The sequence below is a fragment of the Hyphomonas sp. genome (assembly GCF_037969335.1).
Lineage (GTDB): Bacteria > Pseudomonadota > Alphaproteobacteria > Caulobacterales > Hyphomonadaceae > Hyphomonas.
The window spans coordinates 1-12,945 of the sequence record NZ_JBBKXE010000137.1 but is presented as its reverse complement, the minus strand read 5'-3'; the positions used below and the strand labels follow the sequence as shown (position 1 = coordinate 12,945).

The following is a 12,945-nucleotide window of genomic DNA, read 5'->3' as shown; positions in this document are numbered from 1 at the left end:
ACGGGGCGCACCGTCGCCCTGGTGGGCTTCGGCGACATCGGCCGCCAGACGGCCAAGCGTATCCTTGCCTGCGGCAGCAAGGTCGTCGTCTACGACCCCTTCTACAAGCCAGCAGACGGCCTCGACGTGGAAACCGCCCAATGGCCCGAGCGCCTCGATGAGGCCGATTTCCTGATCTTCACCTGCCCTCTGACGCCGGAGACACGCGGCATGTTCAATGCTGACCTGCTCGACAAGCTTCGTCCCGGCGTGCGCGTCGTCAATGTCGCCCGCGGCCCGGTGATCCAGGAGACCGCCCTGCTTGAAGGCCTCAAATCCGGTATCGTCCATTCGGCCGCGCTCGATGTGTTCGAGGTCGAGCCCCTCCCGGCCGATTCTCCGTTCCGCGCCTTCGACCAGTGCATCTTCGGATCGCACAATGGTTCGAATTCGGCGGATGCCGTGCGCCGTGTCAGCCGGATTGCCATCGCCAAGATGGCCGGATTCCTCGGTACCGCCTGACATTCCCGGCTGCGAGGCCGCAAACTTATCCGACCCTATGCCAGACAATGGCACACTCCGGGAAACCAGTCCCACGGAGCGCCTCATGGATTCGACCCCTCGCCTCGCCTTGCCCTGCCCTACCTCCTGCCCAATCAGGCGCAGAAACACGTCACGCTGAACCAGTCGCTACAGGCGCTCGACATCCTGACCGGCCTCAGCGTGCGCTCACGCATGCTGTCGGCACAGCCCGCCACACCCCGGTCGAGGGCGACGGCTACATCTTGCCGGCAGATGCTTCGGGCGACGCATGGACCGGTTTTGAGCCCGACAGTGTGGCCGCCTATCTCGATGCCACCTGGATCACCCTGACGCCACCGGAAGGATGCCGCGCATGGGTTGAGGACGAGCACACCCTGATCGTGTTCACCTCGGGCACTTGAACAGCGCTTTCACTGGAGTCTTTCACCAGCCTTGGCATCAATACCGTTGCAGAGCTTCCCAACCGTCTTGCCGTGAAATCCGATGCCATTCTCTTTTCGCACGATGATGTCACACCCGGCACTGGCAACCCGCGGCAGGCCATCAACCGCTCGGCCGGGGCTAATACAGGCTCCATTTTGTTCCAAACGGATTATAAGTCCGGCGCCGAACTGGGGCTTATCGGGCCCGACGATTTCGAGATCAGGACCAGCCCGGACGGTGACACCTTCACGACCGGCCTGCGCGTCGCTGCGGCCGACGGGACTGTGAGTTTCCCGGCAGGTTTTGCATCGGCTGCGAATGTGCTCACATCGCTGGAAGTCCGCGCGGCCCTCGGCACGATCGCCGATGATGCGATATCGACCGCCGATTTCGGGCGCACCATCAACGGCTCCGTGATTATCGCCATTCCGAACTCCCTCGGCTCGGGGCCCGTCGTGCTGTTCTTCGCCCGCATGGCCAGCGGCCCGGCCCTGACAACCCTGTTTTCAGGCGGCGCCGCCTTCACCACGCAGACGGGCGAGCTCACCGGCACGACGGGCGAAGACGGTAAGGTCAATTTCTCGGCGACCGATGATGGCCGCCTCACCGTGGAAAACCGGCGCGGCTTCGCCATCGGCTACACGCTGTACACTTTCATGCGCTGAGCCGGTCAGGCCTGCCAGGCCGCCCGGAGGAAGTGGACCTCGTGGCCGCTTGAGGGGGCGAGATTCACTACCAGCGTCTCACCGGCAGGCAACCCTTGGGAGAGCGCTATTTCGACTGATGAACCCGACGTATCAAGCGCGGCAAACCCATGCGTGCCGGACACGTCGATCCCTGCGGGTGAGCGATCAAATTCCAGTCTCAAGCTGATCTTTGGTTCGGCGTCATAGTGCGCCAGAAACAGGGTCGTTCCCGGCTGGACGAGACCATCGGCGCGGAGCCCGAAGACCGTCGGCCCGCTGCGGCGCAGCCGTCGCCGCAGCTTGTCACGCAAGCTGGGTGGCCACATCCGGTCGGCCGCCGCGTGCACGATAAAAGCCCGAAAAGTGCCCGAACGGGCCTTGGACGGCGCGTGCCGGTTGATAATGTCCTGCAACTCGCTGCGCCGCCGCCTGTTCAGCGACGCGGTCTTCGTGTCCTCGGCCCAGAGCACCATGGAAAGGGGCGCGTCAAGGAAATCGAATTTCGCACCCGCCTTATACATCCGGATCCACAAGTCCCAGTCCATGACATAGTGAAGGTCCGGGTTTACCCCGCCAACGCCATCGCAAACCGACCGGCGGAAAAAGCATGACGGCTGCGAGATGATGCCGGCCTGCAGGAGGCGCGGCCCCGGCGGCTCGACATTGAAATGATAGCCCGTCATCGCGCCGGTTTCATCAATGATGTTGCTATGCCCGTAGACCACATCCAGCGACGGGTCCTGGGCCAGCCTGGCGCGCACATTGTCCAGCGCCCCCGGCATCAGGATGTCATCCGCATTCAGCCAGCCGAGCCAATCCCCGCTCACATTTTGCCAGCCTTCGATGATGGCATCGGATTGCCCGCCATCCGCCCCGTGGCGGCGATAGGCCAGCCAGTCGTCATTCAGATCCGCCAGTGCCCGCACTCGCGGATCGCCCGACGCATCCAGAAGGGCCACGGAGACACCGGGCCCCTGCGCGCGCAAGCTGGCCAAACTGGCCGCCAGGAAAGGGTGCCAGGAGCCGACCGGCACACTGAAAGCAAATTGCGGCATGGCGCTATTTCCCCGCCGCTGCAGGTTGGACTGACAGCGCCACAGGCGCACGCGGCGGTCGCAGGGGCCGGATAACCGGCCGCCGGTCGAGCAGGCGTTTCGGATTCCAGGCCATTGCATAGGCAAGGTCGCCAAGGCTCACCGACCGCTTGGGCGGCCCGAAGCGGCGATCTGACTTCAGGCTCCCAAGGCCCGCGACCCCTGCCACGATACCGCGCCAGGTTGGCCCGGCCCGGCCGGTTGCGAACCCGCGCAGGAAGATCGCCAGCGTGATCGCCACATGCCCCGGCAGGGTTAGCAGCAGAAGCAGTGCGGGCGTGTTCTTGGCATAGGTCCAGATACGATTGCGCGTACCATGAAAGATGGCGAACTCGCTGGCGCGGCCAGATATGCCGCTGCCTGCATGGCGAATCACCGCATCCGGCAGGAAGATGCAGCGCTCACCGGCGAGGCGCATCCGATAGCCGAGATCAACATCCTCGCAATAGCAGAAGAAGCGCTCGTCAAACCCGCCATACGCCTCGAAGACGGATCGTCGGAACACCGCCGATGCCCCACAGGGCGAAAAGCACTCGCCTTCCATGAGAGGCTCGGTCGGCAGGCCGAACCCGCCGCGCCAAGGAATGCCGAAACCGAGATAGCAGTCACCTGCCCCGTCCATGATTGAAGGGTCCTCAAGTGCATATTGGGCGCAGGCGAACATGCTCACATCAGAGTGGCGCTCGGTGGCCGCCATCACGCGCTCCAGCCAGTCGGGATTTGCCACCGCATCCGGGTTGAACAGGGCAAGCCACGTCGCCTTGCTCTCCCGCGCCGCCACATTGTTGCCTGCTGCAAAGCCAAGATTGTCCACCTGCGGCAGGAAGCGATAGCCCGGCAGGCCCTCGCTGTTCAGCTGGGTCACTGAGCCATCAGTCGATGCATTGTCGACGAGCAGGACTTCGAAATCGCGGAATGTCTGATTACGCAGGGAATCGAGCGCCTTCTGCAGGAACGCCTCGCCATTATAATTCACAATGATGACAGAGACGGAAACCATGAGTGTCATCTACTGGTGGAGCCTCCCGCGAAAGTCAAACCCCGAAGCGCCGCGCCTTCCGGCAGAACGTTCCTTCCTGCGGTTCGCCGGTCTGGCTGCTTGACAAGACGCGACCGGTTGGCGACTTGTCTGGCCAAGTCCAACCATCCGTTTCAACGTGACAGAGACTGCCTGTTGTAACCCGAACCGTGGCAGCCCGCCGATGTTTTACCCACAGCACATTCCGGAAGTCATCCTGGTGAAACCGCAGCGTTTTGGCGACGACCGGGGTTACTTCATGGAAACCTTCAGGCAGTCAAAATACGACGCTTCAGGCATTCCCGGTCCGTTCGTGCAGGACAATTTTTCCATGTCCAGGGACGCCCACGTTCTCCGGGGCCTGCACTTCCAGACAAATCCAAGCGCGCAGGGCAAGCTGGTGCGCTGCACTCAGGGCGCAATCTTCGATGTCGCCGTCGACATACGTCGTGGCTCGCCAACTTACGGCAAGCATGTCAGTGCGACGCTCAGCGCCGAAAATGGCTGGCAGATGTTCATTCCTGTCGGGTTTGCGCATGGTTTCTGCACGCTGGAACCCGATTGCGCTGTCGATTACAAGGTTACGGCCTATTACGACCCCTCCTGCGACAAGGGGATCGCCTGGGACGACCCGGACATCGGCGTCGACTGGCCACTGGACGGCAATTCGCCGGTCCTCTCCGGCAAGGATACCCAACAGCCCCAATTCCGTGACCTTCCGGAGTTTTTCAAATACACTTCCGATTCAACCAAACCGGAAACAGCGACATGAAGATTATCGTTACGGGTGGCGCCGGGTTCATCGGGTCAGCGGTTGTCCGCTACCTTATCGGGACGATCGATGCATCCGTCACCGTGATTGACAAGCTGACCTATGCTGCCAATCTTGAGTCGCTGAGCTCTGTGTCGGCCTCGCCGCGTTACAAGCTCATCCAGAAGGATATCTGTGACGCCGACGCGATGCGCGACATCTTCGCGGCGGAGCAGCCTGATTATGTCATGCATCTGGCCGCCGAAAGCCATGTCGACCGGTCGATTTCCGGCTCGCGTGCCTTCGTCGAGACGAATTTCATGGGCACCTACAGCCTGCTCGAGGCTGCTCGCGCCTACCATGACGGTCTTGATGCTGCCGGCAAAGCAGACTTTCGCTTTCTCCATGTCTCGACGGACGAAGTCTATGGCTCACTCGGGCCGGAAGGCCTGTTCGAGGAGACAACACCCTACGATCCTTCCTCGCCTTATTCAGCATCCAAGGCCGCGTCCGACCATCTCGTGAAGGCTTGGCACCGCACCTATGACCTACCGCTGGTCGTGTCGAACTGCTCCAACAATTACGGCCCCTACCATTTCCCGGAAAAGCTGATCCCGCTGATGATCCTGAACGGTCTCGATGGGAAAGACCTCCCTGTCTATGGCGACGGGTCGAACATCCGCGACTGGCTGCATGTGGAAGACCATGCCCGAGCGCTTTGGCTAATCGTGTCGCAGGGCCGCATCGGCGAAACCTACAATGTCGGCGGGCGCAACGAGCGGACGAACTTGCATGTCGTCGAAGCGATCTGCGACGCGCTGGACGAACTGGCACCCGCCGGAGTGTCGCGCCGCGAGCTCATCAAGTTCGTTCAGGACCGGCCGGGCCACGACCATCGCTATGCCATCGACGCGACAAAGCTGGAGACCGAACTCGGCTGGCGTGCCGAGGAGACATTCGACACCGGCATCTTCAAGACGGTGAAATGGTACCTCGACAATCCGGACTGGTGGCAGCCCTTGCGCAAGTCAATCTATACTGGCGAACGCCTCGGCCTGATCCCGGATGCCAAGAGCGAAACCCTGGCGAATTGACCCTGGCAGGAGTGTCGTTGACGTGAAACTGCTCGTGATAGGCAGGGCCGGACAGGTCGCGCAGGCCTTGCTGGAGACAGCGCCTGCGGACAGCACGCTCGTGGCCAGAGGCCGGCCGGACCTCGACATCCTCGATACCGCATCGATTGCAGCCGCGTTTGACGTTCACGCGCCGGACCTCGTCATCAACGCATCCGCCTACACGGCCGTGGACGCCGCAGAATCCGACGTGGCGGCAGCAACGGCGCTCAATGCCACCGGCCCGGCCGATCTGGCACGAGCAACCGCGGCACGCTCCATTCCGCTGATCCACATCTCGACAGACTACGTGTTTGATGGCGCATCAGACCGCGCCTATCGTGAAGACGATCCTGTCTCCCCGCTGGGCGTCTATGGCCGCTCCAAGCTAGAGGGCGAGCACGCGGTTGCCGCGCTCAACCCACAGCACCTGATTGTGCGGACAGCCTGGGTGTACAGCCCCGTGGGCAAGAATTTCGTGAAAACGATGCTGCGGCTGGCCGCTGACCGCGAGGAAGTCTCGGTCGTTTCCGACCAGATCGGCAATCCGACCAGTGCCCATGCACTCGCCGAAGTGCTGCTGCAGATGGCCGGCCGCGTCACTGCACAGCCGGACGCATCCCTTTTCGGCACCTACCATGCCAGTGGCACGGGCGAGGCCAGCTGGGCCGACCTTGCCGAGCATGTCTTCGCGGTCAGCGCCTCCCTTGGCGGGCCACAGGCGCACGTCAGGCGGATACCGTCATCCGACTATCCGACACCCGTCACCCGTCCGGCCAATTCCCGTCTCGATTGCAGCAAACTGCAGCAGACGTTTGGAAACCGGCTGCCCGCATGGCAGGAAAGCGCCACGGACGTGACGACTCGGCTCATCAAAGAGGGAAGCGACAGCTTATGAAGGGTATCATTCTTGCCGGCGGCAAAGGCACGCGCCTCTATCCGATCACGCGCGGAGTCTCAAAGCAATTGCTGCCTGTGTACGACAAACCGCTTGTCTTCCACCCCATCACGACGCTGATGCTAGCCGGCATCCAGGAGATCCTCATCATCTCCACGCCATCGGCCTTGCCGATGTACAGGGAACTGCTTGGCGACGGCAGCGATTGGAACATGGCGTTCCACTATGCCGAGCAGCCCGAGGCGCGCGGCCTGGCCGAAGCCTTCCTGATCGGCGCTGATTTTGTCGGCGGAAAGCCCAGCGCCCTCGCCCTTGGTGACAACATGTTCTATGGTGCGGGTCTCAGCGGGCAGCTAAGCGCGGCCGGCAAGATCACGTCCGGCGCGGAAATATTTGCCTGCAAGGTGACGAACCCTTCCGAATTCGGGATCGTCGAAATCGACGCGGATGGTCAGGCCCTTTCGATCGAGGAAAAGCCTGCGGCGCCGAAAAGCAACTGGGCGGTCACGGGTCTTTATTTCTACGACAAGGATGTGGTCGACATTGCCCGGGAGGTGAAACCGTCCACGCGCGGCGAGCTTGAAATCACGTCCGTGAACGATGCCTACCTGCAGCGCGGAGACCTCAGCGTGAACAAGCTTGCGCGGGGCACGGCGTGGCTGGATGCCGGCACATTCGACGGCCTGTTGCAGGCCTCGCAATTCGTCCAAACGCTGGAAAAACGGCAGGGCCTGAAAATCTCCTGTCCGGAAGAAGTGGCATGGCGGATGGGCTTCATCGACGACGAACACCTGATGAAGCTGTCGGCCGGCTACAAGAACGAATACGGTTTCTACCTGTCGTCCCTCCTGAAGGGCTAGGTCCGCCCGCCTGCGTCGTATTGCCTAACCGACTGTGATTTGCACCGAGCAGGCCGAAGCCGTCACACGTATCTTTGAACACGACCGGTACGTACTCAGTCCCGAAGTGCCAGAGCTCGAGAAACAGCCCGCCAGCTAGTGCGAGGCTAATGGCACAGATGACATCTGCACTGCTCCGGATGGCACATAGACTGAAGCCTAGCACCGCGTAATTTCTGCTGATGGGGCGGTCAGTGAGCCTACCTGCGCCAGCATTCAAGCCCATGACATCTGGCGCGCCGGGGCACCGCGACTGGCTTGTTTCGCCGAGGCACGCAACGACGCAGGATTTGCCATTCTTTGAGGCAAGCGTTAACTCGCAGCGCGAGCAAGGCATCCTGCCCCCTTATTTGGTGCACCAATAGAAAGCCCATTGATGAACATCGAGACCTCCAACTCTGACCGTTCGTCAAAAACAGAGAATGTATTGGTGACAGGCGCGGCCGGCTTTGTTGGCTATTCTGTATCGCTGGCCCTGCTTGAGCGGGGCATCAATGTGATTGGCGTCGATAATCTCAACGACTACTATCCGTTCGCTCTAAAGCAGGCCCGTCTGGAACGCTTGAATTCGCATGCCGGATTTACATTTCATCGCCATGACATTTCGGATCATACCGGACTTCTGGCTTTGCCCGGCGTCAACGATGTAGACATTGTCATCCATTTGGCCGCCCAGGCTGGCGTGCGGTACTCGCTCGAGAATCCGTTTGTCTATGCGACCTCCAACCTCGTGGGTCACCTGTCGATATTGGAACTAGTTCGGCGAGCGCCGAAGCACCCGCTGCTGGTCTACGCGTCATCCAGCTCAGTGTATGGCGCAAACACCAAGGTGCCGTTCAGCGAGTCAGACCCTGTAAACAGTCCCGTCTCTCTTTATGCGGCGACCAAGCGGGCAGACGAACTGATGAGCGAATCCTATGCCCGGCTTTATGGCATGCGCCAGATTGGGCTGCGCTTTTTCACGGTCTATGGCCCATGGGGACGCCCCGATATGGCGTATTGGTCCTTTGCGGAGAAAATTCTCTCTGGAGAACCGATCAAGGTCTTCAATCACGGCAAACTGGAGCGTGACTTTACCTATATCGACGATGTGGTTGCTGGCGTCATCGCGACCGCGCTGCAGCCCATGAAGCCCCAAGGCGACGTGCCCCACCGTATCTACAATATCGGCAACAATACGCCGGTACAGCTCATGCGATTCATTGAAATTCTCGAGCAGACGATCGGAAAGAAGGCGCAGATACAGTTCGAACCCATGCAGCCCGGCGACGTCCATTCGACCTATGCCGACATTTCCGCCATTGCTGCCGATTATGGCTTTTCGCCATCCACTCCGCTTGAGACCGGGATACCCGTCTTTGTTGATTGGTTCCGCGCCTATTCGGGAAAACCAGCAAAAAGCTGAACAGGGGATCAATCTTACTCCAGCGGTGCTATCCAACTCAAATCTGCGTCACACAGTGTAATGCGTGGTGACTTGCTCGCGTCCACCTGAATGGTCTACGCCAGCTTGAAAAGCCCCAGAAACCCTTTTCAGGATGCCGCGCCATGTCCCTTCCCTTCATCGACCTTCAGGCGCAGCGCAAGCGGATCGAGGCGGAAATCAACCAGGCCGTCCTCGGCGTTATCGAGAGCGGCCGGTTTGTCCTCGGTCCCGAAGTTGCCGAACTGGAGAAACAGCTCGCGGCCTTTTGCGGCGCCTCTCATGCGGTGTCCTGCGCCAATGGCACCGATGCGCTCGCCCTGCCCCTGATGGCCTGGGGCCTGAAGCCCGGCGACGCCGTGTTCTGCCCGAGCTTCACCTTCGTCGCGACGGCGCAGGTGGTACCATGGCTCGGCGCAACGCCGGTCTTTGTCGATATCGACGCTGCGACCTACAATATGGACCCCGCTTCGCTGCGTGCCGAGATTGAGACGGTTGTCGCTGCAGGCAAACTCACGCCGAAAGCCGTCATCGCTGTGGACCTGTTCGGGCAACCGGCAAACTACCCTAAAATCAAGGCGATTTGTGACGAGTTCGGGCTGAAACTGATCGCTGATACGGCGCAGGGCTTTGGCTGCACGCTGAATGGCAAGCACCCGTCTGACTGGGCGGATATTGCGACGACCAGCTTTTTCCCGGCCAAGCCTCTGGGCTGCTATGGTGATGGCGGCGCGATTGTCACGAATGATGCGAAGCTGGCCGAACTCGTTGAATCGCTTCGGGTTTATGGCAAGGTCACGCCGACCGATGCGGCCACGCGCAACTTCCACCATGACCCGAAATACCTCAGCCTCCGGGTCGGCATGAATTCGCGCCTGGACACGATCCAGGCCGCCGTCCTGCTGGAAAAGCTGAAGATTTTTGCCGACGAGATCGACCTCCGGCAAGGGGTTGCCGAGCGGTATGCAAAGGGGCTGCGCGGGCGTGTGAAGGGTGTGCCAGGGGTGATTGAAGGGGGGCGTTCGGTCTGGGCGCAGTACGTCATCGAGCACGACAATCGCGACGGCCTGCAGGCCCATCTCACCGCGAATGGCATCCCGAGCATGGTCTATTATCCGGTGCCGATCCACCAGCAGGACTTCGCCCTGCCCTATGCGCCGGCCAAGGGGCATCTCAAGGTCACCGAGGCGGCGAGCCAGCACGTGCTTGCCCTGCCGATGCATCCCTATCTCGGCGAGGCGGACCAGGATCGCATCATCAACACGGTCCTCGGCTTCAACGGCTAGATCGCCCCATTCCAAACGGAATATTGCAGGCGCGCCTTCACGCGGCGTTGCCTTTGCCTGAGCGTCATGCTAACGCCGCATAAACATATAAAGGAACATTGATATGGCCAAGGACTACCACGTCGCGGACATCAAGCTTGCTGAATTCGGCAACAAGGAAATCGCCATTGCCGAGACCGAAATGCCGGGCCTCATGGCCGCGCGCGAAGAGTTCGGACCAACGCAGCCCCTCAAGGGCGCGAAAATCTGTGGCTCGCTGCACATGACGATCCAGACGGCCGTCCTGATCCAGACACTGGAAGCCCTTGGCGCAGAAGTGCGCTGGGTTTCGTGCAACATCTATTCGACGCAGGACCATGCCGCCGCCGCGATCGCTGCTACCGGTACGCCTGTCTTCGCCTACAAGGGTGAAACGCTCGAAGAATACTGGGACTATACCGACCGCATGTTCCAGTGGCCGCACGGCGACGGCCCGAACCTGATCCTCGACGATGGCGGCGACGCCACGATGTACCTGATCCTGGGTGAGCGCGCTGAAACCAATCCGGCTTTCCTCGAAAAGCCCGGTTCGGAAGAAGAGAAATTCCTGTTCGCCCAGATCAAGAAGCGCATGAAATCCAGCCCCGGCTGGTTCGCCAAGACCAAGGCCGGCATCCGCGGCGTTTCGGAAGAAACCACGACCGGCGTCAACCGCCTGTACCAGCTCGAGAAGAAGGGCGAACTGCCCTTCCCGGCAATCAACGTCAACGACTCGGTCACCAAGTCGAAGTTCGACAACAAGTATGGCTGTAAAGAGTCGCTCGTCGACGCGATCCGCCGCGGTACCGATGTGATGATGGCCGGCAAGAAAGCCTTCGTCGCCGGCTATGGCGATGTCGGCAAGGGCTCGGCCGCCTCGCTGGCCGGGGCCGGGGCCCGCGTCTCGGTCTCCGAAGTCGATCCGATCTGCGCCCTGCAGGCCGCGATGGACGGCTATGACGTCCTGACGATGGACGAAGCGTGCTCGAAGTTCGACATCTTTGTCACCGCGACCGGCAACAAGGACATCCTCACCGTCGACCATATGCGCGCGATGAAGGACATGGCCATCGTCTGCAACATTGGCCACTTCGACAACGAGATCCAGGTCGAAGGCCTGCGCAATTTCGAGTGGACGAACATCAAGCCGCAAGTCGACATGATCACGTTCCCTGATGGCAAGCGCATCCTGCTCCTGTCGGAAGGCCGCCTGGTCAACCTCGGCAATGCCACGGGCCACCCGAGCTTCGTCATGTCAGCCTCATTCACCAACCAGACGCTGGCGCAGATCGAACTTCACCTGCGCGCCGACGAATACGAGAACAAGGTCTACACGTTGCCCAAGCACCTCGACGAGAAAGTCGCCATGCTGCACCTCGACAAGCTGGGCGTGAAACTGACTGAACTCTCGACCGAACAGGCCGACTATATCGGCGTGACAACCGAGGGCCCATTCAAGCCGGAACACTACCGCTACTAGGCGGTCTCGGGAGACAGAGTGGGCCAGGAACACATCCTCACGCTTGCCTGCCCGGACCGGGTGGGACTGGTCGCGACAGTGGCGCGGTTGATGGAGCGGCATGGCTGCTTCATCGCCTCGTCGCGCACATTCGGTGACCCGGAAACGGGGCAGTTCTTTGCCCGAGTCGTTTTCCAGTCCGATGCTGGCGACGATGTGCCTGCCGGCCTTCTCTCCGACCTTGACGGCGCTGCAAGTGAGCTTGATGCGACCTGGGGCGTCCACAAGGTGGGCCAGCCCGTCAAGACGCTGCTGCTCGTGTCCAAATCAGACCATTGCGCCAACACGCTGCTCTATGCCGCGCGGCGCGGTGAACTGCCGATCGAGCCGGTCGGCATCGTGTCCAACCATCGCACACTGGAAGCCGGTTTTGCGCATTGGGAGCTGCCCTTCTTCCATGTCCCCGTGACGGCTGCGACCAAGCAGGATGCGGAAGCCCGCCTGTTCGACCTCGTTGACGAAACCGGCGCTGAACTGGTCGTGCTCGCGCGTTACATGCAGGTGCTCAGCAATGATGCCTGCACACGTCTTGCCGGGCGCTGCATCAATATCCACCATTCCTTCCTGCCCAGCTTCAAGGGCGCCCGGCCATATCACCAGGCGCATGCCCGCGGCGTGAAGGTCATCGGCGCTTCGGCGCACTATGTGACGCCGGACCTCGACGAGGGCCCGATCATCACGCAGGTCACCGAAGGCATCGACCATACGTTCAGCCCGGCCGACATGATCGAATTGGGCCGCCACCTTGAAGGCAACGCCCTGCTGCGCGCGGTCAAGGCGCATGCCGAACACAGAATATTCATCAACGCTGGCAAGACGGTCGTCTTTGCCAGATAGTCCCGATTACATTGTTTCCGAGGAACCGATCCCATGAAAATGAATGACTTTGAATTCACCAGCGAAAGCGTTGCCGAAGGTCACCCGGACAAGGTATCGGACCAGATCTCCGATGCGATCGTCGACCTCTTCCTCACCAAAGACCCGACAGCCAAGGTTGCCGTCGAAACCCTGACAACGACCAATCGCGTCGTCCTGGCCGGCGAAGTGCGCACCAATAATGGCGCCATCGTCACGCATGACGAAATGATCCAGACCGCCCGCGATGTCGTGAAGAAGATCGGCTATGAGCAGGACGGCTTCCACTGGGAAAAGATGGACGTCAATTGCTATGTCCACGGACAGTCTGCCGAAATCGCCCAAGGCGTTGAAGAAGGCCAGGGCCTGTACGCCGAAGAAGGCGCCGGCGACCAGGGCATCATGTTTGGCTATGCCGCCGACGAGACGCCTGAGCTGATG

The 12,945-nt window shown here is 60.9% G+C and carries 14 protein-coding genes; 12 read left to right on the top strand and 2 right to left on the bottom strand.

What is annotated here, in order from left to right:
- The 3 genes from AADA04_RS10335 to AADA04_RS10325 form a co-directional block, all read left to right on the top strand.
- On the top strand, positions 1 to 501 hold a 501-nt coding region (locus AADA04_RS10335), incomplete at its 5' end, for an NAD(P)-dependent oxidoreductase (RefSeq protein WP_340693186.1).
- A 47-nt stretch (positions 502 to 548) separates the two neighbouring features.
- On the top strand, positions 549 to 923 hold the full coding sequence (locus tag AADA04_RS10330) for a DUF2793 domain-containing protein (RefSeq protein ID WP_340693185.1): 375 nt from the start codon (positions 549 to 551) through the stop codon (positions 921 to 923).
- A 72-nt stretch (positions 924 to 995) separates the two neighbouring features.
- Positions 996 to 1,610 carry a hypothetical protein gene (locus tag AADA04_RS10325; protein WP_340693184.1) on the top strand — a complete coding sequence of 205 codons (615 nt, stop codon included), beginning with the start codon at positions 996 to 998 and terminating at the stop codon, positions 1,608 to 1,610.
- Between the two features lie 5 nt (positions 1,611 to 1,615).
- On the opposite strand, the gene AADA04_RS10320 is transcribed toward AADA04_RS10325, so the two are convergent.
- Both AADA04_RS10320 and AADA04_RS10315 read right to left on the bottom strand, forming a co-directional pair.
- A complete protein-coding gene (locus AADA04_RS10320) occupies positions 1,616 to 2,686 on the bottom strand; it encodes a glycosyltransferase (protein WP_340693183.1) in 1,071 nt (356 codons plus the stop codon).
- A gap of 4 nt (positions 2,687 to 2,690) precedes the next feature.
- Entirely contained in the window at positions 2,691 to 3,734 is a 1,044-nt protein-coding gene (locus tag AADA04_RS10315; protein ID WP_340693182.1) for a glycosyltransferase family 2 protein, read from the bottom strand.
- Positions 3,735 to 3,927: 193 nt separating this feature from the next.
- Between AADA04_RS10315 and rfbC the strand changes: the two genes are divergently transcribed.
- The 9 genes from rfbC to AADA04_RS10270 all read left to right on the top strand — a co-directional run.
- The gene (rfbC, locus tag AADA04_RS10310) at positions 3,928 to 4,515 is read left to right on the top strand and encodes a dTDP-4-dehydrorhamnose 3,5-epimerase (protein WP_340693181.1); all 588 of its coding nucleotides are present in this window, start codon (positions 3,928 to 3,930) and stop codon (positions 4,513 to 4,515) included.
- Complete coding sequence (gene rfbB, locus AADA04_RS10305) at positions 4,512 to 5,588, top strand: dTDP-glucose 4,6-dehydratase (protein WP_340693180.1); 1,077 nt, start codon at positions 4,512 to 4,514, stop codon at positions 5,586 to 5,588. The genes rfbC and rfbB overlap by 4 nt, the downstream gene beginning before the upstream one ends.
- 22 nt (positions 5,589 to 5,610) lie before the next feature.
- The gene (rfbD, locus tag AADA04_RS10300; protein ID WP_340693179.1) at positions 5,611 to 6,504 is read left to right on the top strand and encodes a dTDP-4-dehydrorhamnose reductase; all 894 of its coding nucleotides are present in this window, start codon (positions 5,611 to 5,613) and stop codon (positions 6,502 to 6,504) included.
- On the top strand, positions 6,501 to 7,364 hold the full coding sequence (rfbA, locus tag AADA04_RS10295) for a glucose-1-phosphate thymidylyltransferase RfbA (RefSeq protein WP_340693178.1): 864 nt from the start codon (positions 6,501 to 6,503) through the stop codon (positions 7,362 to 7,364). Before rfbD ends, rfbA begins: the two co-directional genes overlap by 4 nt.
- A gap of 415 nt (positions 7,365 to 7,779) precedes the next feature.
- Entirely contained in the window at positions 7,780 to 8,808 is a 1,029-nt protein-coding gene (locus tag AADA04_RS10290; protein ID WP_340693177.1) for an NAD-dependent epimerase/dehydratase family protein, read from the top strand.
- Between the two features lie 143 nt (positions 8,809 to 8,951).
- Positions 8,952 to 10,112: a DegT/DnrJ/EryC1/StrS family aminotransferase gene (locus tag AADA04_RS10285; protein WP_340693176.1), complete on the top strand. Its 1,161-nt coding sequence runs from the start codon at positions 8,952 to 8,954 to the stop codon at positions 10,110 to 10,112.
- A gap of 103 nt (positions 10,113 to 10,215) precedes the next feature.
- Positions 10,216 to 11,610 (top strand): adenosylhomocysteinase, encoded by a 1,395-nt coding sequence (gene ahcY, locus AADA04_RS10280; protein WP_340693175.1) that lies wholly within the window; start codon positions 10,216 to 10,218, stop codon positions 11,608 to 11,610.
- A gap of 18 nt (positions 11,611 to 11,628) precedes the next feature.
- Positions 11,629 to 12,486, top strand: coding sequence for a formyltetrahydrofolate deformylase (locus AADA04_RS10275; protein ID WP_340693174.1), 858 nt, complete (start codon positions 11,629 to 11,631; stop codon positions 12,484 to 12,486).
- 33 nt (positions 12,487 to 12,519) lie between these two features.
- The coding region (locus AADA04_RS10270) for an S-adenosylmethionine synthetase N-terminal domain-containing protein (RefSeq protein WP_340693173.1) at positions 12,520 to 12,945 on the top strand (426 nt) is incomplete at its 3' end.

Coding starts and splice junctions, on each gene's coding strand:
- rfbB (WP_340693180.1), top strand. CDS start 4,512: ATGAAGATTATCGTTACGGGTGGCGCCGGGTTCATCGGGTCAGCGGTT.
- AADA04_RS10320 (WP_340693183.1), bottom strand. CDS start 2,686: ATGCCGCAATTTGCTTTCAGTGTGCCGGTCGGCTCCTGGCACCCTTTC.
- AADA04_RS10330 (WP_340693185.1), top strand. CDS start 549: ATGGCACACTCCGGGAAACCAGTCCCACGGAGCGCCTCATGGATTCGA.
- AADA04_RS10315 (WP_340693182.1), bottom strand. CDS start 3,734: ATGACACTCATGGTTTCCGTCTCTGTCATCATTGTGAATTATAATGGC.
- ahcY (WP_340693175.1), top strand. CDS start 10,216: ATGGCCAAGGACTACCACGTCGCGGACATCAAGCTTGCTGAATTCGGC.
- AADA04_RS10290 (WP_340693177.1), top strand. CDS start 7,780: ATGAACATCGAGACCTCCAACTCTGACCGTTCGTCAAAAACAGAGAAT.
- rfbA (WP_340693178.1), top strand. CDS start 6,501: ATGAAGGGTATCATTCTTGCCGGCGGCAAAGGCACGCGCCTCTATCCG.
- AADA04_RS10285 (WP_340693176.1), top strand. CDS start 8,952: ATGTCCCTTCCCTTCATCGACCTTCAGGCGCAGCGCAAGCGGATCGAG.
- rfbC (WP_340693181.1), top strand. CDS start 3,928: ATGTTTTACCCACAGCACATTCCGGAAGTCATCCTGGTGAAACCGCAG.